Annotated in this window: 17 protein-coding genes; 3 read left to right on the plus strand and 14 right to left on the minus strand. The window is 72.3% G+C overall.

Annotated features, from left to right (window positions below; translation table 11 throughout):
• From DQE82_RS04350 to DQE82_RS04360, 3 genes are all read right to left on the minus strand, one after another.
• Positions 1 to 378, minus strand: coding sequence for a DUF742 domain-containing protein (locus tag DQE82_RS04350; protein ID WP_030501200.1), 378 nt, complete (start codon positions 376 to 378; stop codon positions 1 to 3).
• 100 nt (positions 379 to 478) lie between these two features.
• Positions 479 to 883, minus strand: a complete 405-nt coding sequence (locus tag DQE82_RS04355; protein ID WP_013283992.1) for a roadblock/LC7 domain-containing protein — start codon at positions 881 to 883, stop codon at positions 479 to 481.
• Positions 880 to 4,545 carry a sensor histidine kinase gene (locus tag DQE82_RS04360; RefSeq protein ID WP_064447624.1) on the minus strand — a complete coding sequence of 1,222 codons (3,666 nt, stop codon included), beginning with the start codon at positions 4,543 to 4,545 and terminating at the stop codon, positions 880 to 882. The genes DQE82_RS04355 and DQE82_RS04360 overlap by 4 nt, the downstream gene beginning before the upstream one ends.
• A 459-nt stretch (positions 4,546 to 5,004) precedes the next feature.
• Here DQE82_RS04360 and DQE82_RS30990 point away from each other — a divergent pair, with 459 nt between their 5' ends.
• Positions 5,005 to 5,343 (plus strand): hypothetical protein, encoded by a 339-nt coding sequence (locus DQE82_RS30990; protein ID WP_223201242.1) that lies wholly within the window; start codon positions 5,005 to 5,007, stop codon positions 5,341 to 5,343.
• Here DQE82_RS30990 and DQE82_RS04370 read toward each other — a convergent pair whose 3' ends face one another.
• The 4 genes from DQE82_RS04370 to DQE82_RS04385 are packed head-to-tail and all read right to left on the minus strand — an operon-like array spanning position 5,344 to position 8,065.
• Positions 5,344 to 6,420: an adenosine deaminase gene (locus DQE82_RS04370; RefSeq protein WP_043326756.1), complete on the minus strand. Its 1,077-nt coding sequence runs from the start codon at positions 6,418 to 6,420 to the stop codon at positions 5,344 to 5,346. It lies immediately after the preceding gene.
• 51 nt (positions 6,421 to 6,471) lie between these two features.
• Positions 6,472 to 6,885, minus strand: coding sequence for a PPOX class F420-dependent oxidoreductase (locus DQE82_RS04375; RefSeq protein ID WP_113972060.1), 414 nt, complete (start codon positions 6,883 to 6,885; stop codon positions 6,472 to 6,474).
• A complete protein-coding gene (locus DQE82_RS04380) occupies positions 6,882 to 7,451 on the minus strand; it encodes an NADPH-dependent FMN reductase (RefSeq protein ID WP_043326759.1) in 570 nt (189 codons plus the stop codon). The genes DQE82_RS04375 and DQE82_RS04380 overlap by 4 nt, the downstream gene beginning before the upstream one ends.
• A complete protein-coding gene (locus DQE82_RS04385; RefSeq protein WP_113972061.1) occupies positions 7,439 to 8,065 on the minus strand; it encodes a YitT family protein in 627 nt (208 codons plus the stop codon). Before DQE82_RS04385 ends, DQE82_RS04380 begins: the two co-directional genes overlap by 13 nt.
• A gap of 57 nt (positions 8,066 to 8,122) precedes the next feature.
• Between DQE82_RS04385 and DQE82_RS04390 the strand changes: the two genes are divergently transcribed.
• Both DQE82_RS04390 and DQE82_RS04395 read left to right on the plus strand, forming a co-directional pair.
• A complete protein-coding gene (locus DQE82_RS04390) occupies positions 8,123 to 8,608 on the plus strand; it encodes a MarR family winged helix-turn-helix transcriptional regulator (protein WP_043326762.1) in 486 nt (161 codons plus the stop codon).
• Positions 8,609 to 8,611: 3 nt separating this feature from the next.
• Positions 8,612 to 9,463: a putative RNA methyltransferase gene (locus DQE82_RS04395; protein ID WP_113972062.1), complete on the plus strand. Its 852-nt coding sequence runs from the start codon at positions 8,612 to 8,614 to the stop codon at positions 9,461 to 9,463.
• Positions 9,464 to 9,469: 6 nt separating this feature from the next.
• Here DQE82_RS04395 and DQE82_RS04400 read toward each other — a convergent pair whose 3' ends face one another.
• From DQE82_RS04400 to DQE82_RS04430, 7 genes are all read right to left on the minus strand, one after another.
• On the minus strand, positions 9,470 to 10,150 hold the full coding sequence (locus tag DQE82_RS04400; RefSeq protein WP_043326765.1) for a DUF4272 domain-containing protein: 681 nt from the start codon (positions 10,148 to 10,150) through the stop codon (positions 9,470 to 9,472).
• Between the two features lie 88 nt (positions 10,151 to 10,238).
• Positions 10,239 to 11,519, minus strand: coding sequence for a thymidine phosphorylase (locus DQE82_RS04405; RefSeq protein WP_043326767.1), 1,281 nt, complete (start codon positions 11,517 to 11,519; stop codon positions 10,239 to 10,241).
• A gap of 140 nt (positions 11,520 to 11,659) precedes the next feature.
• Positions 11,660 to 12,361 (minus strand): cytidine deaminase, encoded by a 702-nt coding sequence (locus DQE82_RS04410; protein ID WP_043330652.1) that lies wholly within the window; start codon positions 12,359 to 12,361, stop codon positions 11,660 to 11,662.
• A gap of 103 nt (positions 12,362 to 12,464) precedes the next feature.
• The gene (locus DQE82_RS04415) at positions 12,465 to 13,745 is read right to left on the minus strand and encodes an ABC transporter permease (protein WP_043326769.1); all 1,281 of its coding nucleotides are present in this window, start codon (positions 13,743 to 13,745) and stop codon (positions 12,465 to 12,467) included.
• 2 nt (positions 13,746 to 13,747) lie between these two features.
• On the minus strand, positions 13,748 to 14,935 hold the full coding sequence (locus tag DQE82_RS04420; protein WP_369830096.1) for an ABC transporter permease: 1,188 nt from the start codon (positions 14,933 to 14,935) through the stop codon (positions 13,748 to 13,750).
• Positions 14,936 to 15,108: 173 nt separating this feature from the next.
• The gene (locus DQE82_RS04425) at positions 15,109 to 16,677 is read right to left on the minus strand and encodes an ABC transporter ATP-binding protein (protein ID WP_181373783.1); all 1,569 of its coding nucleotides are present in this window, start codon (positions 16,675 to 16,677) and stop codon (positions 15,109 to 15,111) included.
• Between the two features lie 209 nt (positions 16,678 to 16,886).
• A complete protein-coding gene (locus DQE82_RS04430; RefSeq protein ID WP_043326775.1) occupies positions 16,887 to 17,957 on the minus strand; it encodes a BMP family protein in 1,071 nt (356 codons plus the stop codon).
• Positions 17,958 to 18,196: the final 239 nt, after the last annotated feature.

Genomic DNA, 18,196 nt, shown 5'->3' on the forward strand with positions numbered 1-18,196 from the left:
TCAGAGCCTGCGAAGTCCACTCAGCACCCTCTCCAGCAGTTCAGTGCCCACCGCGTCGTCGGAGTCGTCCAAAATGGTCGGCTCGTGGACCGCGACCAGGCCGTCCGTCGCCATGTCGGCGATGAGCACCCGGGCCACGCCGAGCGGAAGCTGCATCCGCGCCGCGATTTCGGCGAGCGACTGCACACGTCCGTCACACAACGCGGCGATGTACTGGTGTTCACGACCGTGGCCACCATTGCCAGTGGCAACCGCTCGGCCGCGCACCGTCGTCTCGACGAGCGCCTCCAGGGCGATGTCGAGCCGGGGACGGGTACGACCACGGGTGACGGCGTACGGCCGGACCAATGCGCCGGTCGGCTCGTCACGATCCGCCATGTCGCCGCTCACCTCCCTCGTACCCGGCACCGGCTCGCCCCGGTGACATCCGTCGCTGTCGTTGTTGTTCCCGCACCTGACCCACCGGCCAGCGCGTCATTCAGCCCATCATCCCCACAGCCGTGCGCGGCTGCGGCGTCAGGGCATCGCCCACCCGGTCCACGAGCAGGGCCATCTCGTACCCGACCTGACCCACGTCGCAGCTCCGCGCCGCCAGCACCGCGAACGACGAACCGTCGGAGATGGACATCAGGAACAGGAATCCGTTGTCCATCTCGACGACTGTCTGCAACACCGCTCCGCCCTCGAAGCAGCGGGCCGCGCCCTGGGTCAGGCTGACCAGACCGGACGCGATCGCGGCGAGCTGGTCGGCGCGGTCCCGCGGAAGGTCACGGGACGAGGCGAGAAGCAGGCCGTCGGCCGAGACCGCGACCGCGTGCGCCACACCGGGCACCCGGTCGGCGAAGTTGGCGAGCAGCCATCCGAGATCCTGCGTAGTAGTCATCCTTGTTGCTCCTTCTGCCCGCTCCCGGCCACCGGGCCTGAGCCAGACTGCGAGGACTGCTGCCCGCCCGGAGTGCCCTCCGGGCCGGTCGTGTTGCTGTCGGTGTTACGCCCGCGCTGCACGCCCCGATGGTAGGCCGACAGCAGGCCCCGGACGCCTTCCGGCGTCCGCCGCTGCACCGAGGCAGAAGGCTTGTCGATGCTGCCGGGCACGAGCTGCGCCATCGGCTTCCGCTTCGGCAGGCCCTTCTGGGTGGTCTCCGCGACCGGCACCTCGGTGGCCGCCGAGGCGGCGCGCCAGCCGTCGTCGGCCGCGGTCTGCCAGGGCGAGGACTGCGGCGACGCGGTCGGCTGCCGGGTGGGCAGCCCTCCGCCGTACGCGGGACGGGTGTTCCCGTTCGCCGCGCCGTTGTCACGCGGTGCTCCGCCGGCCGTCGGAGTGTGTGCCATCGGTGCGTTACCTGTCGTTGCGGGTGTCGGCTGCGGCACGGGCCGGCCGGCGGTGTCCACCTTGGCGAACTGCTGGGTGGCGTCGCCGCCGTTCGTCGTCGGGGCCGGGGCCGCCGCCTCCTCGTGGGGCCCGGGCCGGCGGGTACGGAACCACGCCGACTCGAGCTCCCGGAAGATCGGCAGCTCCATCGTCTCGTCGGCGTACCGCTGGCGGTTGCCCTGCTGCTGCGCTGCCGGGCCCGGTCGCGCCGCCGGGGCGGCAGCCGGCCGGTTGGTCGCCGGGGTGGCCGCCGGCTGGTTCGTCGCCGGGCCGGCGGCCGACGGCTGGCCGGTCGCTGGCTGCGCGGTGGCCGGCATCTCCGTGCGCGGCACCCGGGGCAGCTCGGTGGTCATGTCCATGCCGCTGGTGGGCCGTTCCGGCGCCGCGGGGGCCGGGGCCGGAGTGACCGGCGGCCAGACCGGCGGCGCACCGACGCCCGGCCCGGGCGTCACCGGTCGCGCCGGCAGCTGGTTCGCCGGCGGCGCGGAGACCTGGTAGCCGGCGGCCGGCTGGCCGGAGACCGGCGCGGCCGACGTGGGCTGCCCGGAGACCGGCGTGGCGGAGACCGGACGGCCCGTGTACGGGTCGCCGGAGACCGGCGCCGCGGAGACCGGACGGCCGGAGAACGGGTCGCCGGAGACCGGGGCGGCCGAGACCGGACGGTACGGCAGCGGGTTGCCGGCGGCCGGGGCGCCGGAGACCGGCGGCAGCGGCGGCGCCGACACCGGCGGGACCGGCGGCGCGGAGACCGGCGGCGGGCTGTAGGGCCGCGCCTCGGGGCTGCTCGGCAGCTGGCGCGGGATCGCCGGCTGCTGGCCGCTGGTGCCCGGGTCGCCCTCGGCCGGGTTGCGCCGCTGGGGCAGCGGCTCGAATCCGGAGCCGGACGAGGGCCGGGAGCCGAACCCGCCGTCCCCGTCGCCCGGGTTGGCGCCGGTCAGGTCGGACCAGGCCGGCATGGCGCGAGCGCCACCGGCGTTCGCCGGGGTGCCCGAGCCGTTGCGCGGCGCCGGGTCGAAGGCGCGTCCGCCGAGCGTGACCTGGTTGCCGGAGGCGCCCGGGTGCGGGGCCGGCGGCAGGCTCTGCGGGTTGTTGTTGCCGAAAGCGGCCAGGGCGCCGAAGGCGGGCGTCGGTCCGCTCTGCTGCGGGGCGGCGGGCGGCAGGGCCGGCGCGCCCGGACCACGGCCGGCCAGGGCACGCGGCACCAGGACCGTGGTGGGCAGCGTCACGTCGGCGACGGTGCCCCGGTCGGTGCCCGGTCGCAGCTCGACCCGGACGCCGTGGCGGGCGGCCAGCCGCGCCACCACGACCAGACCCATCATCCGGGAGACCGCGACGTCCACCTGCGGCGGCGTGGCCAGCCGCTCGTTGAGGTCACGGAGCTGCTCCGGGCTGATGCCGATGCCCCGGTCCTCCACGTATAGGGAGGCACGGTCGCCGACCCGGCGGGCCTCCACCATGACCTGGGAGTCGGGCGGGGAGAACGCGGTCGCGTTGTCGAACAGCTCGGCGACCAGGTGCACGAGGTCGTTCACCGCGTGGGCGGCGACCTCGATGTCCCGGTCGATCACCCCGAACTCGATCCGGGTGTAGTGCTCGACCTCGGACTGGGCGGCGCGGAGCACGTCGATCAGGGCGGCGGGCTCGCGCTGCACACGCGTGGAGTCCGCGCCGGCGAGCACCAGCAGGTTCTCGTCGTTGCGGCGCATCCGGGTGGCGAGGTGGTCGAGCTGGAACAGCTCGGCCAGCCGGTCCGGGTCCTCCTCGCCGCGCTCCAGCCGGTCGAGGTGGCCGATCAGCCGGTCGACCAGGATCTGCGAGCGGCGGGCCAGGTTGACGAACATGGTCGCGACGGACGCCCGCAGGGCGGCCTGCTCGGCGGCGGTCCGGACGGCCTCCAGGTGGACGGCGTTGAACGCCTCGGTCACCTGGCCGAACTCGTCCTTGCTGCGCACCGGCAGCGGCTCGGCGATCTGGTTGGCCAGCTGCACCGGGGTGAGCTGGCCGGTCACCTGCGGGTCACGCAGCCGGGCGACGGCCTGCGGCAGCCCGTACTGGGCCACCGCCAGGGCGCCCTGGCGCAGGTCGCGCAGCGAGCGGGCCATCGAGCGGGCGACCAGGTACGCGAACAGGATGGCCAGCAGCAGCATGGTGAGCAGCAGGCCGGTCTCCAGGAACACCTGGCGCTGGGTGTCCGAGCGCAGCGCGTCGGCCTGCCGGACCACGTTGCCGTCGAGGCGGGACTCCACCGTCCGCATCAGCTTCGCGTTGGCGACCATGGCCTGGTCCCACTGGTCCGCGCCGAACTGGGCGTTCTCCATCGAGCCGCTGTTGTTGCCCGAGATGAAACTCGTGTAGAGCTCCGCCCGGCGCAGGTCCGGCCCGGAGACGGTCTGGTCGTAGAACAGCTTGTCCGGGTCGGTGGCTACCGCCTGGAACGTCGCGAACGCCTGCGACTGGCCGGTGCCGCTGGCGATGAACTGCTCGCGCAGCGCGGGGGTGTACTGGTTCTGGGTGATCGCCTGGTGGACGACCACGCGGCGCTGGGTCAGGAATTCCTTCTGCCGGGCGACAGCGGCCGCCGCGCGCATCCGGTCACTCAGGTCGTTGTCGCCGGCGAGCTGGGTGGCGGAGTCGCGGATCGCGAGCAGGTCCTCGATCAGCTGCCGGTAGGTCAGGTCGGCGTCATTGATCTTGAGCTTGCCGTTCAGCACCTGGCTGCGCGTCGCCGGGAGGTCCTTCAGCTGGGTGTCGATCGCGTCCAGCAGCCCGACGAAGTTGCGCGGCAGGTCGTCGATCTCGCCACGCTGCCGCAGGTACGGCGACTTCGCCTGGTCCACCCGCTGGTTGGCCCGGTTGTAGCCCTCCTGGTACTGCGCCCGGGTCTGGAACTCCTTCGCGCCGAGGAAGAGCACGGCGCCGACCCGCTCGTCCTGCACCGTGTCGATCAGGTCACCCGAGTAGCCGATCAGATTGGCCAGGTCCCCCGCACGGTTGGCATTGTTGAGCGTCTCCAGGTGGTCGACCAGACCACTGGTGCCCACCACGACCGTGGCGATGGTCGGCACGATCATGATCAGACCGAGCTTGGACCAGATCGGCATGTCGCGCAGCCGACTCATCGGCCGGCGCAGCCGCGACAGGAAGGAGCCCGCCGTCGTTGGCCGTTTGCTCACGTCACCGCCCTCGCATTACCGCGCCCGACGTCACCTGAGGGCAACGCCGAGCGACCGACCCGGCGGGTCGGACCTCCGAGATTCCATCACGCCGCCCCGCAAAGAGAAAGACCAGGTTGTCCCTCACCGGAGGTGTGATGAGATGTTGATGCAATTTGATAGCTATCCGTCTGGCCGGAGTCACTGAAGGTAATGGAACACCCGCATCGCGTTGTCCTGCTCGCTGGCCCCTCCGGGTCAGGAAAGTCATACATAGCGCAGCGAACCGGACTTCCGGTGCTCTGCCTGGACGACTTCTACAAGGACGGCGACGACCCTACGTGTCCGCGTCGGAACGGACAGGTGGATTGGGAGTCCCCACTGTCCTGGGATGCGGACATGGCGGTGCAAACAATCACCCGACTGGCTCGGGAGGGCAAGGCCGAAGTGCCGGTTTATGCGATCGGCGCGGACCGCAGGGTGGCCACCCGGCCATTCGACATCGACGGATCGCCAATCTTTGTCGCCGAGGGGATCTTCGCCGCCGAGATCGTGGCCGAGTGCCGCCGGCAGGGCGTGCTCGCCGGCGCGTACGCGCTGCGCCGCCCACGCGGCGCGACGTTCCTGCGCCGCCTCGCCCGGGACCTCGCCGAGCAGCGCAAGGCGCCCCGGGTGCTGCTCCGGCGCGGGGTCGCGCTGCTGCGTGCCGAGCCGGCCGTGCTGCGCCGGCAGACCGGGCTCGGTGCCGAGGCGGCCCGGGCCGGTCAGGTGCTGCGCGGGGTGGCCGCGCTGCTCTCCGGCCACCCCCGCCAGTCGTGATCAGCCGATCAGCTCGGCGTACGCCGGCTTGATCACCTCGTCGATGATCCGCAGCCGCTCGTCGAACGGGATGAACGCGCTCTTCATCGCGTTGATGGTGAACCACTGGAGTTCCTTCCAGCCGTAGCCGAAGGCCTCCACCAGCAGCGCCATCTCCCGCGACATCGAGGTGCCGCTCATCAGCCGGTTGTCGGTGTTCACAGTCACCCGGAACCGCAGGTCGCGCAGCAGCCCGATCGGGTGGTCGGCGATCGAGGCCGCGGCACCGGTCTGCACGTTCGACGACGGGCACAGCTCCAGCGGGATGCGCTTGTCCCGCACGTACGCGGCCAGCCGGCCCAGCACCGGCGGGTTGCCGGGGGTGATGTCGTCGACGATGCGTACGCCGTGGCCGAGCCGGTCGGCGCCGCACCACTGGATCGCCTGCCAGATGGACGGCAGGCCGAACGCCTCACCGGCGTGGATGGTGAAGTGGAAGTTCTCCCGCTGGAGGTACTCGAACGCGTCCAGGTGCCGGGTGGGCGGGAAGCCCGCCTCGGCGCCGGCGATGTCGAAGCCGACCACCCCGGTGTCGCGGTGCCGCACGGCCAGCTCGGCGATCTCCTGCGACCGGGCGGCGTGCCGCATCGCGGTGAGCAGCGTGCCGATCCGGATCGGGGTGCCCGCCTCGGCGGCCAGCGCGCTGCCCTCCCGGAACCCGGTGACCACCGCGTCGACCACCTCGTCCAGCGTCAGGTTCTGCTCCAGGTGCTGTTCCGGGGCGAACCGCACCTCGGCGTAGACCACGCCGTCGGCGGCCAGGTCCAGCGCGCACTCGCGGGCGACCCGGCGCAACGCGCCGGCGGTCTGCATGACCGCCACCGTGTGCGCGAACGTCTCCAGGTAGCGCTCCAGCGAGCCGGAGTTCGCCGCCTCGGTGAACCAGACGCCGAGCGCCGCCGGGTCGGTGGTGGGCAGTTCGTGGCCGACCTCGGCGGCCAGCTCGACGATCGTCGCGGGCCGCAGGCCGCCGTCGAGGTGATCGTGCAGCAGCGCCTTCGGGACCTTGACGATGTCCTCGTACGAGATTGCGACCATGCTCCGACCCTAGTCACCCCCGGTACGGGCGCGGCGGTGGACCGGGCCGGTTCAGGGCCGCCAGCCGTACACCCGCTCCACCGCCAGCCGCAGGACCACCCGCCCGTCGGCCACCATGGCGGCCCGGTACTCGGCCCAGTCCGGGTGCTCGCCGCGGATGCGCCGGTACACCTCGACCAGCTCGTCGACCGTCGCGTCGTCGATGGCGGCGGCCGGCGGGGTGAGCGTCACGGTGCCCTCGGCCACCGCGTACGCCCCGCCGTCGGCGGTGGTCACGTGGAAGCTGGCCCGGGGATCGCGGCGCAGGTTGCGCACCTTCGCCCGGCCGTCGGTGGTGGAGCAGCGGATCAGGCCGGGCTCGGCCAGGTAGTCGAGGTTGGACAGCTGGGGCCGGCCGTCGCGGCGCAGGGTGACGAGCACCCCGCGCCCGCGCTCGCCGAACAGCTCCCACAGCCGGGCGCTCATGCGGTCACCCGCAGCGGGGCGAGCGCGGCGGCCAGCCGGGCGAGCTGATCCAGCATGAGCGCGGCGGCCTCCTCGCGGCCGGGGTCGGGTCGCAGCTCGCCCGACTCGTCCAGCGCCTGCCGGAGGAAGACGACCACCTGGTCGTTGACCGGGGTCATGTTCAGCGTGGTCACCACCTGCTTGATCATCTGCACCGCGCGCAGGCCCCCGGAGGTCATGCCGTAGCTGACGAAGCCCACCGGCTTGTGCTGCCACTCGTGGTAGAGGTAGTCGATCGCGTTCTTCAGCGGCGCGCTGAAGCCGTAGTTGTACTCCGGCATCACCAGCACGAAGGCGTCCCCGGCGTCGATCTCGGCGCTCCAGGCGCGGGTGTGCTCGTGCACGTAGTTCCGCTCGGACGGGTGGTGCGGCTCGTCGTGGAAGGGCAGCCCGACCTCGGCCAGGTCGAGCAGGCGCACCTCGTCGAAGCCGGCGTGGCGGACGGCGGCGGCGGTGAACCAGTCACCGATGCGACGGCCGACCCGGCCGGGGCGGGTGCTGGCGACGACGACGTTCAGGCGGGGCATGGTGAGGTCACTCCTGTCGGGGCGGCGGCCGGGGCCGGCGCGGTGAGCCGGGGAATGAGCCAGGCGACGATCGGCCCGATGCCGATCGCATAGAGCAGGGTGCCGGGGCCGACGGCGCCGCCGAGCAGCCAGCCGACGGCCAGCACAGTCACCTCGATCGCGGTGCGGGCCGGGCCGAGCGGCAGGCCGCGGGCGGCCAGGCCGGTCATCAGCCCGTCCCGCGGGCCGGGGCCGAGGCGGGCGCCGAGGTAGAGCGCGGTGGCGAGGCCGTTGAGCAGGACGCCCGCGACCAGCAGGCCGATCCGGCCGGCGAGCGGGGCGACCGGCGGCAGGAGCGCCAGCGTCGCGTCGAGGGCCAGGCCGACGAGCGCGACGTTCGCCACGGTGCCGACGCCCGGGCGCTGCCGCAGCGGGATCCACAGCAGCAGCACCAGCAGCGCCACGCCGTTGACCAGCACGCCCATCGGCAGGCCGGTGCGCTCGGCGAGCCCCTGGTGCAGCACGTCCCAGGACGCGAGCCCGAGGTCGGCGCGGACCATCAGCGCGACGCTGACGCCGAACAGGGCCAGGCCGGCGAACAGCCGCACCAGCCGCGACGGCAGTTTGGTTGACATGTCATCAAGCTAGACCGCAACTTGGTGACATGTCAACAACACCGGTAGGATCGGTCCGTGGACGAACCGCGTTGGCTGGACGAGCAGGAGGACCGCGCGTGGCGCGGCTACCGCCGCATGCGACGCCTGCTCGACCTGGAACTGGCCCGGGAACTGATGCAGGACGCCGGCCTCTCCGAGCCGGACTACGACGTCCTGAGCGACCTGTCCGAGACCCCGGAGCAGCGGCTGCGGCTCAGCGAGCTGGCCGACCGCATGCTCTGGTCCCGCAGCCGCCTGTCCCACCACATCTCCCGGATGCAGCAGCGTGGCCTGGTCACCCGGGAGGAGTGCGCCACCGACGGCCGCGGCTCGGTCGTCACGCTCACCCCGGCCGGGCGCCAGGCCGTCGAGGCCGCCGCGCCCGGGCACGTCGCCGCCGTACGCCGGCACCTGATCGACCTGCTCACCCCGGCGGAGCTGGCCGCGCTCGGCACGCTCAGCCACCGGGTGGTCGACCACCTCACCGGCCGCCCCACCGGCCGCCCGGAAGCGAAGGACTGAGGCGTGGACGACCGCATCCTCGCCCGGCTGCGCTGCCCGGTCTGCGCCGAACCGCTGACCGCCGCCACCGCCGGCACCACCCGCGCCCTGCGCTGCCCCCGCGGGCACAGCTTCGACACCGCCCGGCAGGGGTACGTCAACCTGCTCGCCGGCCGCTCCCCGCACACCGGGGACAGCGCCGAGATGGTCGCCGCCCGCGCCGACTTCCTCGCCGCCGGCCACTACGACGCCGTCGCCGCCGCGCTCGCGACCACAGCGGTACGCGTCGCGGGCGTCGACCCGTACCCCCTGGTGGTCGATGCCGGCGCCGGGACCGGGCATTACCTCGCGGCGGTGCTGGCGGCGCTGCCGGAGGCCGCCGGCCTGGCCCTGGACGTCTCCAAGCCGGCGCTGCGCCGCGCGGCCCGCGCCCACCCGCGGGCCGCCGCCGCGCTCGCCGACACCTGGCAGCGCCTGCCGCTGGCCGACCGGTCGGTGGCCGTGCTGCTGAACGTGTTCGCGCCGCGCAACGGCCCGGAGTTCCACCGGGTGCTCGACCCCGGCGGCGCGTTGCTCGTCGTCACCCCGGCCGCCGACCACCTGGCCGAACTGGTCGAGGCGCTGGACCTGCTGCGGGTGGACCCGGACAAGGCCGACCGGGTCGCCGGCAGCCTCGGCGCCCACTTCGCCGAGGAGTCCGCGACCGGGCACCGGGCCCGCCTCGCGCTGACCCGCGCCGAGGTCACCACGCTCGTCGGGATGGGACCGAGCGCCTGGCACGCCGAACCGGAACGGCTCGCCGCGCGCATCGCCGCGCTGCCCGAGCCGGTCCCGGTCACGCTCTCGGTCCGGCTCGGCGTGCACCGCCCGCGCTGACCCGGCTCAGGTGGAGAGGTCGACCTCTTCCCAGCCCGGCGGCTCGTCGTGGTACGGCCCGCGCAGCACCACCGCCCACTCCAGCGCCCACCGGCGCTGACCGATCGCGTTGGCGTCCACCAGGCCCGGCAGCGCGCCGCCGGCCTTCTCCGTCTCCAGGTACGCCCAGTCCAGGCAGTAGTGCAGGTCGAGCAGCGCGGCGGCGTCCCCGGGGTGCTGCGGCGCGGCCAGGATCCGGGCCTGCCACTGGGCGAACGTCTCCCCCGCCACCAGGTTCGGCATCCGCTCGACCAGCCGCTCGTCCACCGGCACCGTCGGGTCCAGCTCCTTGGCCAGCCCGAGCACCCAGGCCAGCGAGAACAGCGCGTCGTGGTGCAGCACGAACGACCTGTGGTCACCCCGGCCGCCCATCACGAACTGCCACTCCGGCGGCGTCACCGAGTCGACCAGGTGCGACTCCAGCAGCCAGCTCATCGCCGCCTGCGCGGGCATGCCGAAGCAGCGGGCCAGGATCACGTGCAGAACCGCGATCCGGGCCTCGACCTCCGGCGTCGGACGCAGCTCGATCTCGTCGCCCGGCTCCCAGACCAGCGGGAACTGCGGCGGGGGCAGCGGCAGGCCCAGCCGGGACAGCTCGTCCAGGCTCGCCTCCCGGACGGCCCGGGGGTCGGGGGCGGATACTCGCACGGTCAGTCCCTGTCTGTTCGGGTCCTCGCCGGTCGGTCCCCCCTGGCCTGGGAGGATAGCGACTCCGACCGGCCCGGCACCATGGCCCTCAGCCGATCCGCTCGATGACGAGCGGCGTCGCCTCCGGCGCGTCCGGCGCGATCCGCACCGCCTCGCGCGCCTCGGCCAGCGCGGCCGGGATCCGCTCGGCGTGCTCGGCGCGCAGCTCGAACAACGGGTCGCCGACACGTACCCGGTCACCCCGTCGCTTGTGCAGCACCACGCCGGACGGGATGCTCACCGGGTCCTCCTTGCGGGCCCGGCCCGCGCCGAGCCGCCAGGCGGCCACCCCGATCGCGTACGCGTCCAGTTCCGCGACCCAGCCGTCCTCGGCCGCGGTGACCACCTCGACCTCGTTCGCGGTGGGCATCGGCGCGTCCGGGTCGCCGCCCTGCGCCCGGATCATCGTCCGCCAGGCGTCCATCGCCCGGCCGTCGCGCAGCGCCGCCTCCGGGTCGGCGTCGGGCAGCCCGGCCGCGTGGAGCATCTCCCGGGCCAGCGCCAGCGTCAGCTCCACCACGTCGGCCGGGCCGCCACCGGCCAGCACCTCCACCGACTCGGTCACCTCGACCGCGTTGCCGACGGCCAGGCCGAGCGGCGTGGACATGTCGGTGAGCAGGGCGACGGTCCGTACGCCGTGCGCGCCGCCCAGCTCGACCATGGTGCGGGCCAGTTCGCGGGCGTCGTCGGCGTTCTTCATGAACGCGCCGGAGCCGACCTTCACGTCGAGCACCAGCGCGCCCGTGCCCTCGGCGATCTTCTTGCTCATGATCGAGCTGGCGATCAACGGGATCGCCTCGACGGTGCCGGTGACGTCGCGCAGCGCGTACAGCTTGCGGTCGGCCGGGGCGAGCCCGTCGCCGGCCGCGCAGATCACCGCGCCCACGTCGCGGAGCTGCGCGATGAACTCGTCGTTCGTGAGCGCCGCCCGCCAGCCCGGGATCGACTCCAGCTTGTCCAGCGTGCCGCCGGTGTGGCCCAGGCCCCGGCCGGACAGTTGCGGGACGGCCGCGCCGCAGGCGGCGACCAGCGGGGTCAGCGGCAGGGTGATCTTGTCACCGACACCGCCGGTGGAGTGCTTGTCCACTGTCGGGCGGGCCACCGGCGACAGGTCGAGCCGTTCGCCGCTGGCGATCATGGCGGCGGTCCACCGGGCGATCTCCGGCGCGGTCATGCCGCGCAGCAGGATCGCCATGGCCAGCGCGGACATCTGCTCGTCTGCGACCAGACCCTTCGTGTACGCGTCGACCACCCAGTCGATCTGCCCCTCGCTCAGCACACCCCCGTCCCGCTTGGCCCGAATGACGTCAACCGCCGTAAAAGCACTCACTTACAAGATCCAATCAGTAATCGCGCTTGGTCGCACCCACCAGCGAACGGTGACCGTCGAGGAATCGGGCCGAGGGTGACCGGCGGAGGGATCAAGCCTGACCGCCCGGAGCCGGGCACCCTCGGCCCGATTCCCCCAGCTCAACCCCAACGAACCGGAATCTCCGACGGAGGCTCACCCTCACCGGCCCAGAAGACAGTGCCCGAAGCATCCACCACCACCACGCGCGGCGTACGCGCCAACCCCCACTCGATCGCGCTCGCCGGGTCGTCCCAGGTCGAGCCCTCCTCCAGCACGCCGGTCTCGGCGTCCTCGGCGCCGCCGGAGGACCGCTCCCAGTACGCCGTCCAGACCTGCTGCCCGGCCGAGAGGTCGGGGTGCACGAACACGGTGCCCCGGCCCCGCCAGGCGGCCAGCCGGTCCGGCACCACCGGCACCGGGTGCTCGCCGGTCACCGCCTCGATGTCGGCCACGTCGAAGGCGTGCGGCAGCAGCTCGGCCATCCGCAGCGGCCCGCCCTTCGACTCGACCAGGCACTCCGGCCCGCCCTGCTCCCACAGCAACTGCCGGCACCTGCCGCACGGCATCAGCGGCTCGCCGGTGGCGTCGACGCAGGACAGCGCCACGATCCGGCCCCCGCCGGTCGCGTGCAACTGCGACACCACGCCGCACTCGGCGCAGAGCGTCACGCCGTATCCGGCGTTCTCCACGTTGCAGCCGACCACGACGCGGCCGTCGTCGACGAGCGCGGCGGCGCCCACCGGGAACTTCGAGTACGGCACGTAGGCGTGCCGCATGACCTCGGTGGCGGCGGCCCGCAGCCGCTCCCAGTCGATCTCCATCACGACTCCCATTCTGCCCAATTTGCGCCGATCGGTCGCGGCGCGGCCGGAGACGACGATGCCCGGCGGGTCGCCCCGCCGGGCACGGTGTCGCGGCGGGCGGTCAGCCCTTGATGTACGGCTTGCCGTCGGCGGCCGGCGCCCGGACCTTGCCGACCAGCCCGGCCACGGCCAGGATCGTCGCCAGGTACGGCAGCATCGCCAGGAACTGGCTCGGGATGCTGCTGCCGATCGCGCCCAGGTAGGTGGCGAGCTGGTCGGCGAAGCCGAAGAAGAGCGCCGCGAGCAGCGCGCCGGTCGGGCTCCACCGGCCGAAGATCAGCGCGGCCAGGGCGATGAAGCCCTTACCGCCGATCATGTTCTTGGTGAACGAGTAGAGCGCCAGCGTGTACGAGGCACCGCCGACACCGGCCACCAGACCGGCCAGGATCACGTTGCGGTAGCGCAGCCGCAGCACCTTCACGCCCAGCGTGTCGGCGGCGGTCGGGTGCTCGCCGACCGAGCGGGTCCGCAGGCCCCACCGGGTACGGAACAGCGCCAGGTGGATGACCAGCACCAGCAGCAGGCCGAGGTAGAGGAAGATGTTGCCCCGGAACAGCGCCGGACCGATCAGCGGGATGTCGGACAGCAGCGGGATCTCCCAGTTGCCGAACCGGGGCGCGCTGTTGTACTTCGCCGCGTCGGTCTGCATCAGCCGCTCGTAGAGGAAGCCGGTGATGCCGACCGCGAGCAGGTTGAGCACGATGCCCATGACCACCTGGTCGACCAGGTAGCGGATGGAGAACACGGCCAGCAGGAACGAGATGAACGCGCCGCCGATGGCGGCGGCCACCAGGCCGACCCAGACGCTGCCGGACATGCTGCCGAACAGCGCGCCGGAGAACGCGCCCATCAGGAGCTGGCCCTCGATCGCCACGTTCACCACGCCGGAGCGCTCGCAGAGCACACCGGCGAGCGCGCCGAAGATCAGCGGCAGGGCCAGGATGAACGTGCCGCGCACGACGTTCACCAGCGGCATGAAGTTGCGGCCCTCGGGCGCGGCGGAGACCTGCCAGCACAGGAAGCTCAGCACGAAGGCGACCAGCCCGGCGCCGAGCAGCAGCGCGAACCAGCGCTTCGGCACACCGGCCAGCAGCGCGCCTCCGGCCGCGGCGGTGATCAGCCCGAACAGGATCGCGCCGACCGTACCGTTGATCTCCAGGGCGGCGCCGCCCTCGGTCTCGCTGAGCGTGAACCGGGCGTGCTGGTCGGTCGCGAGCGCGCCGAACAGCACCGCCGCGAGCACGCCGAGCGCCAGCAGGACCACGCCGATCTTCCGGTTACGGGTCCAGAAACCCTCGTCGACCGCGGTAACGGCGACCTCGGGGACAGCGGTGGTGGACATGCTCACCAGCCCTTCGCGAGGCTCGTCTGCAACCGGGCGGCGCGGGCCGCCCGGAGCTGGAAGATCGTCTTCACCAGGGCAGGCGCGGCGATGAAGATGACGATGAGCGCCTGGAGCACGGTGACCAGTTCCAGCGAGATGCCGGAGTACGACTGCATCCGGTTGCCACCGGCCTGGAGCGCGCCGAACAGCAGCGCGGCCAGCAGCACGCCCCACGGCTTCACGCGCCCGAGCAGCGCGACCAGGATGCCGTCGAAGCCGATCTGCGCGATCACCAGCGGGGTCAGCGCGGTAGCGGTGGTGCCGAGCACCATGGTCGAGCCGCCCAGCCCGGCCAGCATGCCCGCGAGCACCATCACCAGCACGTACGTCTTGGTCACGCTGATGCCGGCGGTGCGGGCCGCGTCCGGGTTCGCGCCCACGGCCCGCAGCTCGAAGCCGAGCGTGGAGCGGTTGAGCAGCCAGGCGATGAACCAGGTGGCCGCCACCGCGAGCAGGATGCCGGCGTGCACCCGCAGGTCGTCGCCGAGCAGGCGGGGCAGCTGCGCGGTGGAGTCGACCGGCTTGCTGATCGCGTCCGACCGGTTCGGGTTCTGCACCCCGTTCTGCACGATGATCCAGGACAGGAAGTAGACCGCCACGTAGTTGAGCATGATCGTGTTGATCACCTCGTGCGCGCCGGCCCGGGCCTTGAGGATGCCGGGGATGAAGCCCCAGAGCGCGCCGCCGAGCGCGCCGGCGATCAGCGCCACCAGCAGGTGCACGACGGGCGGCAGCGGCAGCGCGAAGCCGGCCACGGCGGCCAGGATGACGGCGATCGTCGCCTGGCCCTGGGCGCCGATGTTGAACAGGCCGCCGCGGAAGGCCAGCGCCACCGACAGGCCGGTGAAGACGAGCGGCGCGGCGTAGGTGAGCGTCTCCGAGATCGGGCTCATGACGGCGGTGAAGCCGACCGCGTCCGGGTCGAAGATCGCGCCCTTGAACAGGTTCGCGTACGCCTCGCTGACCACAGTCCAGCTGGCGTTCAGCGCGTCCGTGGGGCGAGCCGTGATGTAGCTGTAGGTGGCCAGCACCTCCGGGTCGGACACGATGATCAGCACCGCGCCGACCACCATGGCCAGCAGCACCGCGAGCACCGTCACGGTGACCGTGTTGGCCGCCCAGAGGTTGTCCAGGAACATCCGGCCCATGCCGGGACGGGACTCCCCGGCCGGGTCCGGCCTCTTCGCGGTCGCAGTCGCGGGCACCGTCTGCTCGGTGTCACCGGCCGGCTGCGTCGGCGTCGCCCGGGCCTCGCTCAGCGACTCCTGCGCCTCGGTCGCCGGTTCCTTGTCCGGCGAGCCCGAGACGGGGTTCGGGTTGGTCATGCCTCGTCCTCGTTGCCAGGGCCGCCTTCGGTCGCGGTGGCGGCGTCCGGGGTGGCGGCGTCCGGGGTGATGCCGGCCATCAGCAGGCCGATCTCCTCGCGCGGGGTGTCCGGGCCGACGATGCCGATGATCCGGCCGCGGTACATGACCGCGATCCGGTCGGCCAGGCCGATCACCTCGTCCAGTTCGCTGGAGACCACCATCACCGCGGTGCCGATGTCCCGCTCGCGGATGACCCGGCTGTGGATGAACTCGATCGAGCCGACGTCCACGCCCCGGGTGGGCTGGGCCGCGATGAAGAGCTTCAGCGGCCGGGACAGCTCCCGGGCCACGATCACCTTCTGCTGGTTGCCGCCGGAGAGCGTGCCGACCGCGGCGTCGGCCGAGGAGGTACGGACGTCGAACTGCTCGATCCGCTCCCGGGCCGACTTCGCGATGGCCTCGGGCTTCAGCGACAGGCCCTTGCCGAAGGGCGGCCGGTCGTAGATGTCCAGCACCAGGTTCTCCGCCACGGAGAACTCCTTGACCAGGCCGTCCACGCTGCGGTCCTCCGGCACGTAGCCGACGCCGGCGTGGAGCACCTTCTTGGTCGACCAGCCGTGCGTCGGCTCGCCGTCCAGGCTGATCGTGCCGGCGAGCACCGGGCGCAGGCCCATGATCGCCTCGATCAGCTCGGTCTGGCCGTTGCCCTGCACGCCCGCGACACCGAGCACCTCACCGGCGTGCACGGTCAGGTCGACGCCGTCGACCGCGCGTACCTGCCGGTCGTCGTCCACGACCAGGCCGGAGACCTCCAGGACCGGCTTGCCGGGGGTGGCCGGCTTCTTGTCCACTGTCAGCCGGACGCTGCGGCCCACCATCAGCGCGGCCAGCTCGTCCCGGCTGGCGCTCGGCTCGGCGGTGCCGACCGTCTTCCCGCGCCGGATCACGGTGATCCGGTCGGCGATGGCCTTCACCTCGCCCAGCTTGTGGGTGATGAACACGATCGACTTGCCGGCGGCCTTGAGCGACCGCATGACCGCGAGCAGCTCCTCGGTCTCCTGCGGGGTGAGCACTGCCGTCGGCTCGTCGAGGATCAGCAGGTCGACGTCGCGGGTGAGGGCCTTGACGATCTCCACCCGCTGCTGGATGCCGACCGGCAGGTCCTCGATCACCGCGTCCGGGTCGACCCGCAGGTTGTACCGCTCGGACACCTCGGCGACCTCGCGCCGGGCCCGTCGCCGGTCGAGGATGCCGGCGAAGGGCCCCCTGACCTGCTCGGCGCCGAGCATCACGTTCTCCGCCACGGTGAAGACCGGCACCAGCATGAAGTGCTGGTGCACCATGCCGATCCCGGCGGCGATCGCGTCCGACGGGCCCTTAAGCTTCAGCGGCTTGCCGTCGACCAGGATCTCGCCCTCGTCCGGCTGGTAGAGGCCGTAGAGCACGTTCATCAGGGTCGACTTGCCGGCGCCGTTCTCGCCGAGCAGGGCGTGGATCTCTCCAGGCTCCACCGTCAGGTCGATGTGGTCGTTGGCGACCAGATCACCGAACCGTTTGGTGATGCCGCGCAGTTCGAGTCTCAGCGCAACCTCCTGGAGTGCGAGCGATGGTGCAGCGTAGCGACCTGCCGCGCCGCCACCACGCCGGGTGGGGATGTCGGGGGGAGTCAAGCTGATCGGCCGCCCCGGCGCTCGGGGTACCTTCCCCGTTGCGCCGGGACGGCCGGATCGTCAAACCTGGTGGCCGCCGGCCCCCGCTGCCGATGATCGCACCGCGGCGGCCGGCGGAACCGTCACTTGGTCGGCTGGGCCTTCGAGGTGACGGTGATGGTGCCCGCGGCGATGTCCGCCTTGATCTTGTCGACCTCGGCCTTCAGGTCCGCCGGGACCTTGCTGTCGAAGTCGTGGTACGGGGCGATCGAGACGCCGTTGTTGGCGAGCGTGCCCACGAAGCCCGGCGTGGCCTGGAGCTTCTCGCCACTGGCGGCCTTCAGCGCGGCCTCCTTGACGGCGTCCGGGATGTTCTTGACGACGGTGGTCAGGATCGCCGAGCAGTCCGGGGTGCTCTCGCAGCCGTCGATGTCCACCCAGACGACCGAGTACTTGCCGCCCGAGGCCTTGGCCGCGGAGGTGGTGCCGAGACCGGCGCCACCGGCGACCGGCATCACGATGTCGGCGCCCTGCGCGACGAGCGCGTCGGACACCTTCTTGCCCTCGTCCTGCTTCTCGAACGAGTTGGCGAAGGAGCCCTTCTGGGTGGCCTTGTCCCAGCCCAGCACCTGGACGTTCTTGCTCTTGGCCTTGTTGAAGTACGCCACGCCGTCGGCGAAGCCGTCCATGAAGATGGTGACCGGCGGGATCGGCAGGCCGCCGTAGGTGCCGACCTTGCCGGACTTGCTCATCCCGGCGGCCAGGTAGCCGGCCTGGAACCCGGCCTGCGCGGTGTCGAACTGCATCGGGTAGACGTTCGACACACCCGGGTTGGCGTCGACGATCGCGAACTGCTGGTTCGGGTTCTTCTCAGCCGCCGCCTTGGTGGCGTCCGACATCAGGCCACCGACGGCCAGGATGAAGTCGCACTTCTGGTTGACGAACCCGGTCAGGTTGACCTCGTAGTCCGCCTCGGCCTTCGACTGGACGTACTTGATGTCGATCTTGTCGTTCTCCTTCTTCGCCTCCTGCAGGCCCTTCCAGGCCGAGGCGTTGAAGGACTTGTCGTCGACGCCGCCGACGTCGGTCACCATGCAGGCGCTGAACTTCTTGCCGCCGTCGCCGCCGGCGTTGTTGTCGTCGTCCGGAGCCTCACCACACGCGGCAGCGCCCAGCACGAGTCCACCCGCCGCAATGACGGAGGCAATCCGCATCCCACGCACAGAGCGCAAGACGTCTCCTTCCCCTTGCACACCGCGTTGTGCGCGGTGCGCAGCCCTTGCGCCGGCCTGCGATGTGCGGCCGGCGTCCCACGTTACGGACGGGAGCGTACGCCCGCGCCCACCCACCGGCCGACAATCGTGCACGACTGTTGAGCGTCCGTTACCCCGGTGTAACCCTTGGGTGGGGCAGGTCACTTATCCGGCCGGCGGGCGTGCGCGATGGTGTCGCG

The organism is Micromonospora sp. LHW51205, from assembly GCF_003315815.1.
GTDB lineage: Bacteria > Actinomycetota > Actinomycetes > Mycobacteriales > Micromonosporaceae > Micromonospora > Micromonospora chalcea.

Bases quoted from the DNA above. Each gene is read 5' to 3' on its own strand.
- DQE82_RS04430 (WP_043326775.1), bottom strand. From the start codon at position 17,957: ATGCGGATTGCCTCCGTCATTGCGGCGGGTGGACTCGTGCTGGGCGCT.
- DQE82_RS04380 (WP_043326759.1), bottom strand. From the start codon at position 7,451: ATGCCCCGCCTGAACGTCGTCGTCGCCAGCACCCGCCCCGGCCGGGTC.
- DQE82_RS04355 (WP_013283992.1), bottom strand. From the start codon at position 883: ATGACTACTACGCAGGATCTCGGATGGCTGCTCGCCAACTTCGCCGAC.
- DQE82_RS04420 (WP_369830096.1), bottom strand. From the start codon at position 14,935: ATGGGCCGGATGTTCCTGGACAACCTCTGGGCGGCCAACACGGTCACC.
- DQE82_RS04375 (WP_113972060.1), bottom strand. From the start codon at position 6,885: ATGAGCGCCCGGCTGTGGGAGCTGTTCGGCGAGCGCGGGCGCGGGGTG.
- DQE82_RS04415 (WP_043326769.1), bottom strand. From the start codon at position 13,745: ATGTCCACCACCGCTGTCCCCGAGGTCGCCGTTACCGCGGTCGACGAG.
- DQE82_RS04385 (WP_113972061.1), bottom strand. From the start codon at position 8,065: ATGTCAACCAAACTGCCGTCGCGGCTGGTGCGGCTGTTCGCCGGCCTG.
- DQE82_RS04410 (WP_043330652.1), bottom strand. From the start codon at position 12,361: ATGGAGATCGACTGGGAGCGGCTGCGGGCCGCCGCCACCGAGGTCATG.
- DQE82_RS04350 (WP_030501200.1), bottom strand. From the start codon at position 378: ATGGCGGATCGTGACGAGCCGACCGGCGCATTGGTCCGGCCGTACGCC.
- DQE82_RS04370 (WP_043326756.1), bottom strand. From the start codon at position 6,420: ATGGTCGCAATCTCGTACGAGGACATCGTCAAGGTCCCGAAGGCGCTG.